This is a genomic window from Streptomyces sp. MA5143a, assembly GCF_900290235.1.
Lineage (GTDB): Bacteria > Actinomycetota > Actinomycetes > Streptomycetales > Streptomycetaceae > Streptomyces.
This window is the reverse complement of sequence record NZ_OLMK01000042.1, coordinates 41,872-58,210: the sequence shown is the minus strand read 5'-3', so window position 1 is coordinate 58,210 and position 16,339 is coordinate 41,872. Positions and strand designations below refer to the sequence as shown.

Annotated in this window: 14 protein-coding genes and 1 other RNA gene; 4 read left to right on the top strand and 11 right to left on the bottom strand. The window is 70.5% G+C overall.

Features of this window, described 5'->3' with window-relative positions; genetic code table 11:
• Positions 1-111: 111 nt before the first annotated feature.
• The gene (locus tag SMA5143A_RS19650) at positions 112-1,086 is read right to left on the bottom strand and encodes a LysR family transcriptional regulator (RefSeq protein WP_107464208.1); all 975 of its coding nucleotides are present in this window, start codon (positions 1,084-1,086) and stop codon (positions 112-114) included.
• Positions 1,087-1,170: 84 nt separating this feature from the next.
• On the opposite strand from SMA5143A_RS19650, the gene SMA5143A_RS19645 reads away from it, so the two are divergent.
• From SMA5143A_RS19645 to SMA5143A_RS19635, 3 genes are all read left to right on the top strand, one after another.
• A complete protein-coding gene (locus tag SMA5143A_RS19645; protein ID WP_258193619.1) occupies positions 1,171-2,646 on the top strand; it encodes an MFS transporter in 1,476 nt (491 codons plus the stop codon).
• A 261-nt stretch (positions 2,647-2,907) separates the two neighbouring features.
• Positions 2,908-3,921, top strand: a complete 1,014-nt coding sequence (locus SMA5143A_RS19640; protein WP_107464207.1) for a LacI family DNA-binding transcriptional regulator — start codon at positions 2,908-2,910, stop codon at positions 3,919-3,921.
• A gap of 368 nt (positions 3,922-4,289) precedes the next feature.
• A complete protein-coding gene (locus SMA5143A_RS19635; RefSeq protein ID WP_146193916.1) occupies positions 4,290-4,610 on the top strand; it encodes a hypothetical protein in 321 nt (106 codons plus the stop codon).
• A 266-nt stretch (positions 4,611-4,876) separates the two neighbouring features.
• Here the strand turns inward: SMA5143A_RS19635 and ssrA are convergent.
• The 6 genes from ssrA to ftsE all read right to left on the bottom strand — a co-directional run bounded on the left by ssrA (position 4,877) and on the right by ftsE (position 9,683).
• Positions 4,877-5,279: a transfer-messenger RNA gene (gene ssrA / locus SMA5143A_RS19630) on the bottom strand.
• Between the two features lie 119 nt (positions 5,280-5,398).
• A complete protein-coding gene (smpB, locus tag SMA5143A_RS19625) occupies positions 5,399-5,938 on the bottom strand; it encodes an SsrA-binding protein SmpB (protein WP_099964860.1) in 540 nt (179 codons plus the stop codon).
• A 58-nt stretch (positions 5,939-5,996) separates the two neighbouring features.
• Positions 5,997-7,190 (bottom strand): S41 family peptidase, encoded by a 1,194-nt coding sequence (locus SMA5143A_RS19620; protein WP_107464205.1) that lies wholly within the window; start codon positions 7,188-7,190, stop codon positions 5,997-5,999.
• Positions 7,191-7,306: 116 nt separating this feature from the next.
• Positions 7,307-7,891, bottom strand: a complete 585-nt coding sequence (locus SMA5143A_RS19615) for a hypothetical protein (protein ID WP_107464204.1) — start codon at positions 7,889-7,891, stop codon at positions 7,307-7,309.
• Between the two features lie 147 nt (positions 7,892-8,038).
• Positions 8,039-8,950 (bottom strand): permease-like cell division protein FtsX, encoded by a 912-nt coding sequence (gene ftsX / locus SMA5143A_RS19610; protein WP_107464203.1) that lies wholly within the window; start codon positions 8,948-8,950, stop codon positions 8,039-8,041.
• 43 nt (positions 8,951-8,993) lie between these two features.
• Complete coding sequence (ftsE, locus tag SMA5143A_RS19605; protein WP_009320785.1) at positions 8,994-9,683, bottom strand: cell division ATP-binding protein FtsE; 690 nt, start codon at positions 9,681-9,683, stop codon at positions 8,994-8,996.
• A gap of 263 nt (positions 9,684-9,946) precedes the next feature.
• Here ftsE and SMA5143A_RS19600 point away from each other — a divergent pair, with 263 nt between their 5' ends.
• Positions 9,947-10,141 carry a hypothetical protein gene (locus tag SMA5143A_RS19600; RefSeq protein WP_055518486.1) on the top strand — a complete coding sequence of 65 codons (195 nt, stop codon included), beginning with the start codon at positions 9,947-9,949 and terminating at the stop codon, positions 10,139-10,141.
• A 129-nt stretch (positions 10,142-10,270) separates the two neighbouring features.
• Here SMA5143A_RS19600 and SMA5143A_RS19595 read toward each other — a convergent pair whose 3' ends face one another.
• The 4 genes from SMA5143A_RS19595 to SMA5143A_RS19580 form a co-directional block, all read right to left on the bottom strand.
• On the bottom strand, positions 10,271-11,128 hold the full coding sequence (locus SMA5143A_RS19595; protein ID WP_107464202.1) for a hypothetical protein: 858 nt from the start codon (positions 11,126-11,128) through the stop codon (positions 10,271-10,273).
• 331 nt (positions 11,129-11,459) lie between these two features.
• Entirely contained in the window at positions 11,460-12,566 is a 1,107-nt protein-coding gene (prfB, locus tag SMA5143A_RS19590; RefSeq protein WP_107464201.1) for a peptide chain release factor 2, read from the bottom strand.
• A gap of 290 nt (positions 12,567-12,856) precedes the next feature.
• On the bottom strand, positions 12,857-14,092 hold the full coding sequence (locus SMA5143A_RS19585) for a serine/threonine-protein kinase (protein ID WP_107464200.1): 1,236 nt from the start codon (positions 14,090-14,092) through the stop codon (positions 12,857-12,859).
• A gap of 167 nt (positions 14,093-14,259) precedes the next feature.
• Positions 14,260-16,014 (bottom strand): serine/threonine-protein kinase, encoded by a 1,755-nt coding sequence (locus tag SMA5143A_RS19580; protein ID WP_107464199.1) that lies wholly within the window; start codon positions 16,012-16,014, stop codon positions 14,260-14,262.
• Positions 16,015-16,339: the final 325 nt, after the last annotated feature.

Sequence of the window (16,339 nt, the reverse complement as noted above, 5' to 3'; positions counted from 1 at the left end):
CTCGCACTTTCCTGTACCGGACCGGGCCCCCACCCGATCCGGGGCGCCCCGCCCATCACACGCACCCGGGGGCCCGAATGTAGAGGCGGGAGAGATGTGACATGTGTGTTATCAGGTGAAACTCATCATGATGAGTGCATCTGTAGCCGGAATCCACCCGTCCTCCGGATATGAAAGCCATACTTCCGCGCCCGCCCGTTCCATGGCGGCCCGTCGCAGGGCATCGAGCCCCGGATGCGTGAACCCCTTCCGCCACACCAGAGAGACGGGGGACAGCGGGACGGGGTCGACAAGCGGCCGCAGCACGCTGCGCGGCATGGGCGGGAAGTCCACCACCGCCAGCACGGGCGTCCGGGTCTTGGCCATGACCCGCGCGAACTCCTCCTCGCCCACCACCAGGGGCACCGCGGGCGCGAGGTCGATCCCCCGTCCCGCGAACAGCTCCCGCGCCAGCTCCGTCCACTCCGGCGTACGGGGGTTGCCGGCACCCGCGTACACGGTCTCGCCCCTCAGCTCCGCCAACGGCACGGCGTCCAGCGCGGCCAGGCGGTGGTCCTCGGGCAGGATCACCGCCATCGGCTCGTACCGTACGGGCTGTTGTGCCAGCCGGGCCCGCACCGCCGGGTCCAGCCCCGCGAACCTGCCGAACGACACGTCGAGGCGCCCGGCGAGGATCTCGGCGGCGGCGTACGTGAGCCCGCTCTCGTACCGGGCCAGCAACTCCACGTCGGGCACCAGCTCCCGGGCCCGCCGCAGCACCCGTACGCCGGTGGCGAGCCCCGGCGAGTTCAGGTCCACGAGCAACGGCCGGGCCTGCCGGAACGCCCCCACGAGCGCGTCCTGCGCCTCCAGCACACGCCGTGCGTACGGCACCAGCCGCTCCCCGTCCGGTGTCAGCGCCACCTGCCGGGTCGTCCGCACGAACAACTCCACGCCCAGCTCCCGCTCCAGCCGCCGCACATCCCGGCTGAGCGCCTGCTGGGCGATGTAGAGCCGGGCGGCGGCCCGGGTGAAGTGCAGTTCGTCGACGACGGCGAGAAAGGCACGCAGCAGCCGCGGCGCGACGGCATCGGGAGCGAGGGACATCCGCCGAACTTACAACCAGAGTGCGTGAATCACCATGGAGTAGGTGTTGGACGGTGGATCAAGAACCGGGCGACGGTGGACCCCATGCCGCAACGCCCGACTCCCCTCCTGACCGTCACCGCCGACCAACTGGTGGCAGTGGACTTCGCCCCCCGCCGCCCTCAGGGACCCGAAGCAGCCGACCCCAACGCCGACCGACCTCAGGGGCACCGGGAAGCCGACCCGAACCCCAGCCGACCCAAGGGGCGCGGGGAACGGCGCGACCATCCACAACGCACCCGCACCCGCCGACGCACCCGCACCCCCACCCCCTCAGGCGCCCGCAAACGCACCCGCACCCCTCATCACACCCGCACCCCCTCCTACCGCCACCTCTTCCGCATCTCCGGCACCCGCGCCTTCACCCTCGGCGCCCTCCTCTCCCGCCTCCCCATGGGCATGTTCAGCGTGAGCGCGATCCTGATGATCGCCCCCGCCCGCGACTCCTACGCCCTCGCCGGCGCCGTCGTCGCCACCGGCCTCGCCGCCACCGCTCTGGTCGCCCCCCTCACCGCCCGCCTCGTCGACCGCCACGGCCAGGCGCGCGTCGCCGTCCCGGCCACCGCCCTCGCCCTCCTCGGCGGCCTCTCCCTGATCGCCTGCGTCCACTGGAACGCTCCGGCCTGGGCCCTCTTCGCCTCCTACGCCGCCACCGCCACAGCCCCCAACACCGGCGGCATGGCCCGCGCCCGCTGGGCCCACCTCCTCAAGGACGACCCGGCGGCCCTGCACACCGCGAACTCCTTCGAACAGGCCGCGGACGAACTGTGCTTCATGGTCGGCCCCGTCATCGCCGCGTTCCTGTGCACCTCCCTGTTCCCCGAGGCCGGCACCCTGTTCGGCGGGCTCGTCTGCCTGACCGGCGTCCTGGTCTTCGCCGCCCAGCGCGCCACCGAGCCGCCGCCGAGCGGCCGTACGGTGGCGAGGTCCCCCGTCCGGGCCCCCGGCGTCCCCTCCCTGCTCGCCGTCTTCCTCGCCATGGGCGCCGTCTTCGGCTCCCTGGAGGTCGTCACGGTCGCCCACGCCGACGCGCGCGGCGACGCCTCCGCGGCGGGCCTGATCCTCGGCCTCCAGGCGGCCGGTTCCTGCGCCGCGGGCCTGGCGTTCGGCGCGATACGGGTGACCCGTTCCGCCGACCGCCGCTTCCCGCTCTGCCTGGCCGCCATGGCGGCGCTGATGACCCTGCCGTGGCTCACCGCCTCGTCCACCGGCTCGCTGCTCCCCCTCGCCCCGGCCCTCCTGGTGGCGGGCATGGCCACCGCGCCCACCATGGTCACGGCGATGTCCCTGATCCAGGAGCGCACCCCCGAGGGCCAGTTGAACGAGGGCATGACCCTCGCGGTGACCGGACTCCTCGGCGGCATCGCGGGCGGTTCCGCGCTCGGCGGCTGGATGGTGGACCACGGTCCGGGCCCGGCCACCACCGGCTTCGCCGTTCCGGCGGCCGCCGCCACGCTGGCCCTGGCGCTGTCCCTGACCGTGTCGAAACGGCGTCCGGCCGTTTTCCGCCCACCCCATTGACGTGTCCACGCCCCACCTTTACCTTCGCCCGTCGAAACGCTTCGACGTCACTGGTCGAAACGCATCGAAACGATGTGACCGCGCAGCGCACTGAGAACCATCCGACTCCCCCGGAGGCCCCTGGATGTTGACGGCACGGCCCGCGCTGTTCAAACGGTGGATCGCCTTCGGTCTGCCGTCCTCCCACAGCCGGCTGCACGGTTCGTCGTCGTACCGCCTGACGATGGACCTGGGGCCGGGCCCGGAAGGCGGGGGATCGCGGTGACGGTGAAGATCACGGATGTGGCCCGGCACGCGGGGGTCTCCCCCAGCACCGTGTCGTACGCGCTGAGCGGGAAGCGCCCGATCTCCGCGGAGACGAGGGCGCGGGTGGAGGCGTCCGTCCGCGAGCTGGGCTACCGCCCGCACGCGGGTGCGCGTGCCCTGGCCCGCAGCAAGTCGAACGTGCTGGCGATGGTGGTGCCGTTGCGGGCCGGGATCCATGTGCCGGTGGTGATGGGCTTCGCGGTGTCGGTGGTGACGTCGGCCCGCGCGCACGACCACGATGTGCTCCTGGTGACCCAGGAGGAGGGCGAGGAGGGGCTGCGCCGGGTCGCGGACACGGCCCTCGTCGACGCGCTGATCGTGATGGACGTCCAACTCCACGACCCCCGGCTGCCGTTGCTCCGCACCCTGGACCGCCCTTCCGTGCTGGTCGGCTTCCCCGCCTCGGCGGACGGGCTGACCTGCGTCGATCTGGACTTCCGGGCGGCGGGCGAGTTGTGCGTGGACCATCTGGCCGGCCTGGGCCACCGGGTCGTGGGCCTGATCGGCTCGCCGCCCGAGGTGTATGTCCGCCGGACGTCGTTCGCGCAGCGGGTCCTCCAGGGCTTCACCGCCGCCGCCACCCGCCACGGCATGACGTCCACGGTCCACCCCTGCGAGGCCACGCCCGCGGCGGCCCGCGAGGTCGCCGAGCGGCTGCTGCGCGAACACCCCGCCCTCACGGGCGTGGTGGTCCACAACGAGGCCGTCCTGGACCCCCTGCTGGACGCCTTCGAGCACCTCGGGCTCCGGGTCCCGGCCGACCTCTCGATCACGGCCCTGTGCCCCGAGGACCTGGCCACGTCCCTGCGTGTCCCCCTCACGTCGGTCGCCATCCCGTCGACCGAACTGGGCGAACAGGCCGTCGCCCTGCTGATGAAGAAGCTCGACGGCGCCCCCGTCCCCGAGGCCACCCTCCTCCCCGCCCGCCTGACCGCACGGGCGAGCACGGCCCGCCGACCGACGGGCTGAGGTCCGAGGGGAGGGCCGGGATCCGCAGGCGGCCAGGGCCGGGTCGTACGACAGCGGGCGACGTCGGCTTCGAGGACGGGTGGGTCGGGCAGGCGTCGCAACCGCTCCAGCGGATTGTGCAGTTCATCGCGGCGGGCCGGATCGCCGCGGCTTCGAGTTACCGGGCTCCTGGCAGCTACCCGGACCGGACTCCCACCGCCAGGCACGATGAGCCTGCGCCTCGAGATCAGCTCCATCACGAAGACCTTCGAGCCCGCTGGGCGCGTGAAAGCCCGAGGTTAGGCTCGGTCACACGGGACTTGCTCCCGTTGCCGTTGCCCCACGACCCCTGGTCGACGTGTCCTGACCCACCACCCGAGAGGCAAGTGATGTCGAGCCGCACGTCCCCGATAGCCCTGCCCGCCGAACAACTGACCACCATGCCCGTCGACACGCTTGCCCGACTGCTGCTGCGTGACATGGCTGCCTCCGAGCCTCTGTATCTGACCCTTTGGGTGAAGAAGATACGGAGACCGCACCGCAGGGACCGGGCCGTGATGGGCGCCGTCAGCGAGGCCGTCGCATGGCTGCGCCACCACATGTACCTCGTCGAGGATCTGGGCGCCGACGCCGAAGGCGATTGGGTGATGATCAGCCGGAGAGGCAGACAGTGGCTCCGGGAACCGGTGTCCGATCGAACGGGTTCATGACCGCCGCCTTCGACCGGCCGCCGCCCGGCCGAAGGAAAGGCCGAGTCCACCTGCGGTCCGCGCTGCGCGACGACCGCATCGTGCTGACGCTGGGCCTGACTGTGGCGCGGTGACCCTTGTACCGAGGCCCGGCGCCCGAGGCTGAAGGCCTGGAAGCCAGGGGGCCCGAAGCCGGGAGCGCCCGTGGTGGGCCGCGGAGACCGACGCAGCGGGGCCCGGTGGTCTGGTCGACCACCGGGCCCCGCTGTTCATGCGGCACATGGGAATTGTGGAGATGGCGGGAATCGAACCCGCGTCCAACGGTGCGGAACCAGGGCTTCTCCGTGTGCAGTTCGCTATGAGTTTCTCAGCCCCGGCGATCACGCGAACAAGTCGCCGACGGGCTCAGTCACTGTTTGATTTCCCTCTTCACCCCGTGACCGGGATCAAGGTTTAGTCCCCTAGCTGATGCCAGGATCCGGGTCGGGAACAGCCCCGGGCTGACACTCCCTTTAAATGAGAGGCTCGGTCTCGCTACCTGAGATCAGGCGGCGAGAGCGAAGCGCTGCTCGGGAGAATCGCTCTTAACAGTGGCGATTATTTTTTTCGGCCTGTGGTTTACGAGATCATGGCCGCTTCCTCGACACGCTTCCCCTGCCTCGACATCCGCTGTCGAAACCGATCATCCCCATGTTGTGTTTTCAACCCCTCCGAGGAGGGCGCTCGCACCCGCTGTGAGGTGCGGATGCCATCGTACGTGACCAACGCGAGCGCATGCCACCGTATTCCCGGCCACGCGCGTCCCCCGGTTACGCGCGCTGCTTGCGCTTCGCCGCGGCGATGGCGCGGTCCGACTCCCGCCGGTCCTGCTTCTCCCGCAGGGTCTGCCGCTTGTCGTACTCCTTCTTGCCTCGGGCGAGCGCGATCTCCGCCTTGGCGCGGCCGTCCTTGAAGTACAGGGCGAGCGGCACGATCGTGTGACCCGTCTCCTGCGCCTTGGACTCCAGCTTGTCGATCTCCTCGCGGTGCAGCAGCAGCTTCCGCTTGCGGCGCGCGGAGTGGTTGGTCCAGCTGCCCTGGTGGTACTCGGGGATGTGCGCGTTGTGCAGCCACGCCTCTCCCCGGTCGATCTGGACGAAGCCGTCGGTCAGCGAGGTCCGGCCCTCACGCAGCGACTTGACCTCCGTGCCGGTCAGGACGAGCCCGGCCTCGTAGGTGTCGATGATCGCGTAGTCGTGGCGGGCCTTCTTGTTCTGGGCGACGATCTTGCGCTTGCCGCCCTTCTCGCCGTCCCTCGCCTTGGCGGCCGCCCCGCCCTGCTTGGGCTGCGACTCCTTGGGTACGTACATTCCCTTGCTCATAGTGCCGTCCATTTTCGCACTACGGAGGGGTGCCGGGGAAAGCCGATTACTCGTACTCGCCGAGCCCGCTCAGCACCGTCTCGGCCCGCTGGAGGGCGTCGTCGTCGGCGTCCAGGTCGGGGGTGATGCCACGGCCGTCGACGCCGCGGCCGGAGGGGGTGCGGTAGTGGCCGACGGTCAGCTCGGCGACGGACCCGTCGGGGAGGCGGCTCGGCATCTGCACGGAGCCCTTGCCGAAGGTGCGGGAGCCCACGACCACCGCGCGGCCCCGGTCCTGGAGCGCTCCGGTGAGCAGTTCGGCCGCGCTCATCGTGCCGCCGTCGACGAGCGCTACCAGCGGTCTGGTGCTGTCGCCGCCGGCGTCCGCGTGCAGGGCGCGCTGTTCGCCGTTGACGTCGTAGGTGGCGACGAGGCCGCCGTCGAGGAAGGCGGAGGAGGCGGTGACGGCCTCGGCGACCAGGCCACCGGAGTTGCCGCGGAGGTCGAGCACGAACCCGGTCGCGTCCGCGGCCTGCTCGACGGCCGCGCGCACCATGTCCCCCGAGCCCTTGGTGAACGCGTCGACCTTGATCACGGTGATCCTGTCGGCGAGGCTGCTGACGGTGACGTCCTCGGTGGACAGTCGGGCCCTGCGCAGGGTCTCCTGCCAGGTCCGGGTGCCGCGTTGCAGGCCCAGCGACACCTTCGTACCGGCGGCGGCGTCCTCGGCGGTGTCCTCCTCCCCGTCGATCGCGTCGCCGCGCAGTAAGGAGACGACGTCCGTGACGGGGCGGCCGTCGACCTTCTCGCCGTCGACGCTGACGAGCCGGTCCCCGGCGCGGATCCCGGCGCCGGCGGCGGGCGAGCCGCCCTGGACGCGGGTGATCTCGACCCGGCCGTCGCGCTCCAGCCGCGCCCACAGCCCGACACCGGTGTACTCACCGTCGAGGGCCTCCTGGAACTCCTCGTACTCGCCCTCGGAGTAGACCGCGCCCCAGCGGTCGCCGCTGCGGCTGACGGCCCGCTCGGCGGCCTCCACGGGCGAGGTGCCCTCGGCCATGGCCTCGGCGGCGGCCTCGGCGACGTCCCGCTGCCGGGCGGACGGGGCGGAGCGGGGTGCGTCGGTGGCGTCGTCCCCGCGGTACGGGTCGCCGAAGGAGCCGGTCGCGGCGCCGGTGGCGAGCACGCTCGCGAAGACCAATGTCAGGGCCGCCCCGCGGCGGATGCGGCGGGGCTGGGAGAACAGGTCGCGGCCTGACATGTCGGCGAGTCTAGGACAACGGAGGGGGCCGTAGCGGTCCTTGCCGGTACGGCCCCGTTGGCGTGCGTCACACCATCAGATATGCCGTGACGTGCGGCACACTTCTGCCCGCTCGGTCACACCAGGTTGTACTCGGCGGCCTTGGCCAGGTTCACCGCGTACGCGCCCCACATGCCCCTGGCGAAGAGCCGGTTGGACTTGTCGGTGATGGGGTGCCTCTGCCAGACGGCCTTCGGTCCGTGGGCCGACACGTCGAGGACGAGGTAGCCGTTCCTCTTCACCAGCTTGAAGGTGATGATCTTGCCTGCCCCCTCCAGGTGCCCGGGGAGGGACTTGAGGGTGAAGTAGGTCGTGCCGACGGCGGTGACGCGCACCGGGTTGCAGTCCTTGACCATCTTCAGACAGATCTTCTGATTCTTCTTGACCGTCTTCGGCATTCCCTTGATCGGGAACACACCGTTCATGATCTTGTTCATCTTCTTGAACGACACCTCGGCGGGCGTCGTCTTGCGGATGACCCGGTACGTGTAGTGGTACTTGTACTCGCCGCCCTTCGCGGCGACGGCCGGAGCCGCTTGCGCCGTCGGCGCCGCCGGAGCCGCAGAGGCGGGCACGGCGGGCAGCAGCAGGGCCGTCCCGATGGCGGCCGCCACCGCCGTACCGGCCATCCGCTTGCCTGCGCCCCCGTTGAGTGCGTGCATGATCGCTGGTTCCCCTCGTTCACTGTCATTGCTTCCGGGAACCGGAGGTCCACCGGAAGCGCGATCGGTCGGAACGAGCTTAACGATCAAGATTCGCGCAGGTAATGGCCATTGTGTTCCCAGATCGTCATGATCGTGCAACGAGCGTCAGACCCGGAGGTACTTCCGCAACGCAACGAACGCGGCCATGGCGGGCATGAGCAGTCCGATCGCCAGGACCAGCGGCAGCTTGGTCAGCACGACGTCCCAGCCGATGAAGTTGACCAGCGGGATCTTCTCCGCGAGCCACTGGTCGACCAGGAAGTACTTGCCGCCGACGATCAGTGTCCCGGCGAAGCCGGCGCCGATCAGGCCCGCGATCGCGGCCTCCATGATGAACGGCGCCTGGATGTAGAAGCCGGACGCGCCCACGAGCCGCATGATGCCGATCTCCCGCCGACGGCTGAACGCGGAGACACGCACCGTGTTGACGATCAGCAACAGCGCCACGACCAGCATCAGACCCATCACACCGAGCGCCGCGACATTCATGCCGCCGAGCAGGTTGAACAGGTTCTCCAGGACGTCCCGCTGGTCCTCGACCGACTGGACACCGGCCCGCCCGGAGAACGCGGTGTCGATCACCTTGTACTTCTCCGGGTCCTTCAGCTTGATCCGGTACGACTCCTGCATCTGGTCCGGGGTGAGCGACGCGGCCAGCGGGGAGTCCTTGAACTGCTCCTTGTAGTGCTTGTAGGCCTGGTCCGACGACTCGTAGTAGACCTGCTCGACGATGTCGAGCTTGCCCAGGTCGCTCTTGATCTGCTGCTTCTGCTCCGAGGTGACGGCACCCTTGGAGCAGTTGGCGTCCGCCTCCGCGTCCGCCTTGTTGCACAGGAAGATCGACACCTGGACCTTGTCGTACCAGTAGCCCTTCATCGAGCTGACCTGGTCCCGCATCAGCAGGGAGCCGCCGAACAGGGCGAGGGAGAGGGCCACCGAGATGACGACCGCGAAAGTCATCGTGAGATTGCGGCGGAGACCCACACCGATCTCCGACAGGACGAACTGCGCGCGCATGGCGTCTGGTCAAGCCTTTCCGTGGACGGTCGTCGAGCAGTGGTCAGTGCTGGTAGCCGTAGACGCCGCGCGCCTGGTCGCGGACGAGACGGCCCTTCTCCAGCTCGATGACGCGCTTGCGCATCTGGTCCACGATGTTCTGGTCGTGGGTGGCCATGACCACGGTGGTACCCGTCCGGTTGATCCGGTCGAGGAGCTTCATGATGCCGACGGAGGTCTGCGGGTCGAGGTTGCCCGTGGGCTCGTCGGCGATCAGCAGCTTGGGCCGGTTCACGAAGGCCCGCGCGATGGCGACGCGCTGCTGCTCACCACCGGACAGCTCACCCGGCATCCGCTCCTCCTTGCCGCCGAGGCCGACCAGCTCCAGCACCTGCGGGACGGACTTGCGGATCTCGCCGCGCGACTTCCCGATGACCTCCTGCGCGAAGGCGACGTTCTCGCCGACCGTCTTGTTCGGCAGCAGCCGGAAGTCCTGGAACACCGTCCCCAGCTGGCGGCGCATCTGCGGCACCTTCCAGTTGGACAGGCGCGCGAGATCCTTGCCCAGCACATGCACCTGACCCTGGCTGCACCGCTCCTCGCGGAGGATCAGCCGCAGGAAGGTGGACTTTCCGGAGCCGGAGGACCCCACGAGGAACACGAACTCGCCCTTCTCGACCTCCAGGGACACATCCCTGAGGGCGGGGCGGGTCTGCTTCGGGTAGACCTTGGACACGTTGTCGAATCGGATCACGGATGCACCACAGGCCGTCGGGGAATGGATGGTCGAGACTGTACCGCTACCCGTCCTCACGAGGGGCGCGGGGAACTGCGCGAGTGACCTCGGCGATCCCGGCGCCGTGCGACGTACGGCACCCGCCCCTTTTCCGGGCGCCCGCGCACGCACCGGAGGAACCTGGCACAGTGGAGGAGGAGGGGACCGGCGAATCAGCGGAACGCATCCGTTCCGCGAAGCGTTGAGGTGTGTGTGAGGCCATTGCAAGGAGGGCGAGGCGCATGACGTACGACCGGTTGGTGTGCGCGAACTGTGCGTCGCCTGTCGCCGAGGGCCGCTGCCATGTGTGCCGCGCCAGCCGCGAGCGACTCCAGCAGGAGAATCCGTTCGCGGGCCTGAGCCCGATGACCCTGATCGCCCTCCTGGCGATCCTGATAACGGCTCTGGCGCTGCTCGCGCACCAGACGACGGCATAGGGCGACGACAGCGGACACATGAGTGACCGGCGGGGGCGCCTCCGCCGACGTGATCGGACACGACGAAGGCCCGGGGCTTGCCGCCCCGGGCCTTCGAACGTGTGGGATGCCGTGCGTGACCGCGAGGGATCAGGCGGCGGCGCCGCGACCGTCCATCAGGCGGGGCAGCAGCCGGAAGCCGATACCGCCGACGATCATCGTGGCGGCCCCGACCAGCAGGAACGTGGTCTCGGCGGCACCCGTCTCGGCGAGCTCACCGCTCCCGGAGCCCTGAGCCTCGGTCTCCGAACCGGTGTCGGTCAGCTGCGAGGAGCCCTCTTCCTGGACGACCTCGTCGTTGCCGCCGTCGGGCTCGGTACCGCCGGAGGTGGCGTCACCGCCGCCGGTGGTGGAGGAACCGCCACCCGAGGTGGAGTCACCACCGGTGGAGCCGTTGCCGCCGGTGGAGCTGTTGCCACCCGAGTTGCCGTTGCCGCCGGTGGAGCCGTTGCCGCCCGAGTTGCCGTTGCCGCCCGAGTTGCCGTTGCCGCCTGAGTTGCCGTTCGAACCGCCGTTGCCGTTCGAACCGCCGTCGGTCGTGGTGCCACCGTCCGTGGTGGTCCCACCGTCGGTGGTGGTGCCACCGTCGGTCGTGGTCCCGCCGTCGGTGGTCGTGCCACCGTCGGTGGTGGTGCCACCGTCGGTCGTGGTGCCACCGTCGGTGGTCGTGCCACCGTCCGTGGTGGTCCCGCCGTCCGTGGTCGTGCCACCGTCGGTCGTCGTACCACCGGTGGTGCCCTGCGTGGCACCGATGGACGTGCCGTCCGTGTCACCCTCGGTGTCGACCGAGACACCGACATCGGCGGAGACGCCGTTGCCGGTGTTGACGCCGATACCGACGCCGAGGTCGAGCGCGGAAGCGGCACCCGCGGCGGTCAGCGACGCGCCGGCGGCGATCACGGCACCCGCGGCTATTCGCGCCACGCGGATCCGCGTCTTCTTCGTCATATGGCTGCTACCCCCAGTAGCTCATCAGTAAATGGAGCAGCGCCCGGGGCCGCGATCAGCGGGGGCAGTCGGTAGCTTGCGATCCCCCCGGTTCACATGCGTCCCAGTAATGCGCATGCCACGCGCCAGCCTTCCCAGTTTTCGAAGCAACGTCAAGGTCGTTGCGTACGCGATGTCCTGTTGATCGGGTTTGACCGCGGCAACGTCGTGTGAGTGTGACGTAAAACCCAGACATCCCCCTACAGACAAGGCAACTGCCATCGCGTGGATGGCAGTTGCCTTATCGACAAAGCGCTGAGATTGTCCGGGAGTTGGGGCGCGAGCGCGCCCCTTACTTCTCCTGCTGCTTGCGCCAGCGAATTCCGGCCTCGAGGAAGCCGTCGATCTCGCCGTTGAACACGGCCTCGGGGTTGCCGACTTCGAAGTTGTTCCGCAGGTCCTTGACCATCTGGTACGGGTGCAGGACGTACGAACGCATCTGGTTGCCCCAGGAGTTGCCGCCGTCGCCCTTGAGGGCGTCCATCTTGGCCTGCTCCTCCTGACGGCGGCGCTCCAGCAGCTTGGCCTGAAGGACGTTCATCGCGGTCGCCTTGTTCTGGATCTGCGACCGCTCGTTCTGGCAGGAGACGACGATGCCGGTGGGGATGTGGGTGAGGCGCACCGCCGAGTCGGTGGTGTTCACACCCTGGCCGCCGGGGCCGGACGACCGGTACACGTCCACGCGCAGTTCGGACTCGTCGATCTCGATGTGGTCGGTCTGCTCGACCACGGGCAGGATCTCGACGCCCGCGAAGGAGGTCTGGCGGCGGCCCTGGTTGTCGAAGGGCGAGATGCGCACGAGGCGGTGCGTGCCCTGCTCGACGGAGAGGGTGCCGTAGGCGTAGGGGACCTGCACGGCGAAGGTGGTCGACTTGATGCCGGCCTCTTCGGCGTACGACGTCTCGTAGACCTCCGTCTTGTAGCCGTGCTGCTCGGCCCAGCGCAGATACATCCGCTGGAGCTTCTCCGCGAAGTCGGCGGCGTCGACGCCACCGGCCTCGGCGCGGATGTTGACGAGCGCCTCACGGGAGTCGTACTCGCCGGAGAGGAGCGTGCGGACCTCCATCTCGTCGAGGGCCTTCTTCACGGAGGCGAGCTCCGCCTCGGCCTCGGCGCGGGTGTCCGGGTCGTCCTCCTCCTCGGCCATCTCGAAGAGGACACCGAGGTCGTCGATACGACCTCGGAGCGTGTCCGCCTTCCTGACCTCGGCCTGGAGGTGGCTCAGTTTGCTGGTGATCTTCTGCGCCTCGTCCGGGTTGTCCCACAGGGACGGCGCGGCCGCCTGCTCCTCGAGCACGGCGATCTCTGCCCTCAGCTTGTCGAGGTCCAAAACGGCCTCGATCGACTCCATGGTCGACGAGAGGGACTTCAGCTCTTCGGATACATCGACGACTGCCACGCCCCCAGCGTAACGGCTACGGCAACGTATCCCTCCCGGGTGCCGACAGCGCCTCACGGCTCGGGGGTGCGGATGATTCTGGCGGGTGCGGGCGGGTGGGGGCTTGTCGCGCAGTTCCCCGCGCCCCTGAAAAGCGACCGGGGCTGCGCCCCGTGCTTTTCAACGGCGCCCTCCCGCTGAAGGCCGGGCCGCAGGCCCGAGCCTTCAGGGGCGCGGGGAACTGCGCGAGAAACCACACACCGCCCGCACCCGCCAACGACTCGCGCACCCCCGAGCTACCAGGCGCCCGGTCAAGGAGAACCCGGCGCTGAGTTCTTCGTGTCGGACGGTGCCCCGCCCTCCTCGTCCCCGGAGGTGACCGCCCACGTCCCCACTCCCACCACGGCGATCAGCGCGACCGCCGCCACGCCGAGCGTGATCCGGCGGCGACGGGCGGTCGCCCGGTTCCGCGCGGACCCGGGCCGGGGCGCCCCCGCCGCCCGGGGCACCCGCGCGGTGCCCCGCGCACCCCCGGCCAGCTCGTCGGGCGCCGGCACCCGCATCGACGTGTGCGTGTCCCGGTTGGAGTCCGGCTTGGCGCCCGGCACCAGCGGCACGGCACCCCGCCGCACCCGCTCCCGCGGGGCGGCCGCCTGCGTCGGCGCCTCCTCGTACGCGTCCTGTGTCTCCGTGCCCGGCTCGTCGACGTCCAGCGGAGGCATCCCGGCCAGCAGCGGCAGCTGCTCCCGCAGCCGCGCCGCCAGCTCCGACGCCCGCAGCCGTGAGGCCGGCGCCTTGGCCAGGCACTGCACGAGCAGCTGCCACAGCTCCTCGGGGATGCCGGGCAGAGGGACGACGGTCTCGGTCACATGGCGGCGCAGCACCGCGCCCGGGTGGCCCCCGCCGAACGGGGTGAAGCCCGCCAGCAGCTCGTACAGGACCGTCGCGAGGGCGTAGATGTCCACGGCCGCCCTGGGCGGCAGGCCCTCGACGATCTCGGGCGCGAGATAGTCCGGCGTTCCGATGATCTTCGTGGCGCGGGTGCGCCGCGGCGAGTCGATCAGCTTCGCGACGCCGAAGTCGGTCAGCAGGGCCGGGTGGGAGCCGCCGGGGCCGAGCGGGCCCTGCATGTCCAGCAGCACGTTCTCCGGCTTGACGTCGCGGTGCACGATGCCGGCCGCGTGGGCCGCCGCGAGGCCGTCGGCGACGTCGGCCACGATGGCGACGGCCGCCTCGGGGGCCATGCGGCGCTCCCGGTCCAGCCGGGTGCGCAGATCGGTGCCCCGGACGAGGTCCATGACGAGGGCGAGGTCGTTGCCGTCGACGACGAGGTCGCGCACGGACACCACGTTCGGGTGGTCGAGACCCAGCAGCGCCGTGCGCTCCTGGACGAAGCGGCTGACGAGCTCCTGGTCGGACGAGAGGTCCTCGCGCAGCAGCTTGATGGCGACGGGGCCCTCCGGGCCCTCACCCAGCCACACCGTGCCGGCGCTGCCCCGCCCCAGAATCTGGTTCGCGGTGTACCGGCTTCCGATCTTCCGTCCCAAGACTGCTCCTACAGGCCGCGTGTTGGCGACAAAGCTACGCGCCCCAGGAGCCAACCTTCACCGCCGAGGCGGAAATCACCCCTCAGATGTCGACAAATCCCCAACCCCGGCACCGTGCGGGCCAGTCGTCGCCGCCGCGGTCGTCGCGGTCGTCGCCTTCACGGTCGTCACTGGCCGGAACCGGAGCCTCCGGAACCGGAACCGGAGTCGCCCAGCTCGCCGATCCACTTGGTCGCCGTGTCGAACCAGTCCTTGAGCTGCTCCCAGTAGCCCTTGCCGGTGCCGATCCACCCCTGGAGCGGGGTGAACTCCCAGATCAGCCAGCCGCCGACGACCAGCAGGACGATCATGAAGAGACAGCCCTTGAGGCAGCCGAGCCCCGGGATCCTCATGGGGTTGGCGCTGCGCTGACGCGGCTCGCGCGGCGGCCTCGGCTCCCGCTGCGGGCGCGGCGCGGGCTGCTGCGGCTGCGGGGCGGGCGCGTACCGCTGCGGCTGCTGGTGCTGCGGGGCGGGGGCGTACGGCTGGTGCTGCTGCTGCGGCTGGCCGTAGCCGGGGGCGGGCTGCTGGGGGCGGCGCTGCTGGCGCTGCTGCCCGCGCGGCGGCTGCTGCGGCTGCGGCTGCGGGGGCTGCTGCGGCCGCTGGGCCTGCCGCTGGGGGCGGCGGCGCAGTGGGTCCTCGCCGGGGTCGAGGTACTGGATCTGGGTCTGTTCGTTGCGGTCGCGGGCCGCGCGGAGCTGGTTCTGCCAGGGGTGCGGCTCCTCCGGTCGCGGCCCGGCCGGGTCGTGCGGCGGCACGGGCGGCATGACGGAGGTCGGGTCGGCGCCGCCGGTGTGCGGGAGGACGGCGGTGGGGTCGGCCGCGCCCGCGGGCTGGTTGCCCGGGCCCGAGGTGTGCGGGAGCACGCTGGTCGCCGCGTTCGGGTCGTACGAGCCTGCGCCGTGCGGCAGCACCTGGGTCGCGTCGGACGAGCCGAACGGCTCCGGGGCGCCGCCCGGTACCGGCGCGGGGGCCGGGTCGGGGACGAGGAGGTGGCCGACGCCGTCGGCGGCGGCGATCTGGAGGGAGTTGGCGTGCACCCCGACGCCCTCGGCGACGACGCGCAGCGCGCGGGCGAGGTTGACGGCGCTGGGCCGTTCGTCGGGGTTCTTGCGCAGACAGCGCTCGATGACCGTCCACAGCGGGTCGGGGACGGTGGAGGGGCGGCGCGGCTCGGCGCTGAGGTGCTGGTGCAGCACTTCGAGGGCGCTCTGGCCGGCGAACGGCGGGCGCCCGGTGACCAGTTCGTACAGCAGGATGCCGGCGCCGTAGATGTCGACGGCGGAGGTCTGCGGGCGGCCCTCGGCGGACTCGGGGGCGACGTACGCGGGCGTGCCCACGAACTCGCTGGTCCGGGTCAGGCCCGGGGAGTCGGCGAGGCGGGCGATGCCGAAGTCGGTCAGCATCGGGTGCATCTGGCCCGCGTCCTGCTGGAGCAGCACGTTGGCGGGCTTGAGGTCGCGGTGGACGACGCCGTCGGTGTGGCTGGCGGCGAGCGCGTCGGCGATCTGCGCGGTGAGCAGCGCGGCGGCGACGGGTGTGAACGGGCCGTTCTCGCGCAGATAGCGGTGCAGGTCCGGGCCGTCGATCAGGTCCATGACGAGGGCCAGGAGATCACCCTCGACGACCAGGTCGCGCACCCGGACGATGTTCGGGTGGGTGAGCCTGAGGAGTACGGAGCGCTCCCGCAGGAACCGCATCACGATGTCCGGGTCGCCGGCGAGCTCCTCCTTGAGGACCTTGATCGCCACGGTCTCCCCGGGGTGGCCCGGCACGGCTGCCTCGGCACCCGCCGTCTCCCGCTGGCGGGCGCGCCAGACGGTGCCTGTGGCGCCGCGTCCCAGCGGCTCCTCCAGGAGGTACTTGCTCCCTACCGGCCGCACGTCATGCGCTCCCTGCTGCTTGCTTGCCCGACCCTGTCCCGCGGGTTTCCGACCCACTGTAATGCGGCCATCCCCGGGACCAGGGGTCCTGTCGTCCCGCGCCTGCTGTGGCTTGCACTGGCTTGCTGTGTGTTCCCTGTCGTCCCGCGTACGCGGATACGTACGGGTTCCCCCGTACGTTCGATGGAAAGACGCTCTTCCCCAGGCGCTCGGTTGCCCAAATCGGGCACGGGACAGACGTGACCGATCTCAAGTGATCAATTGGCGGGCACTGGTCAGGCACTTTTGGGGGCAGAGCCGACCAATCAAGATCACTTGGCGCCGG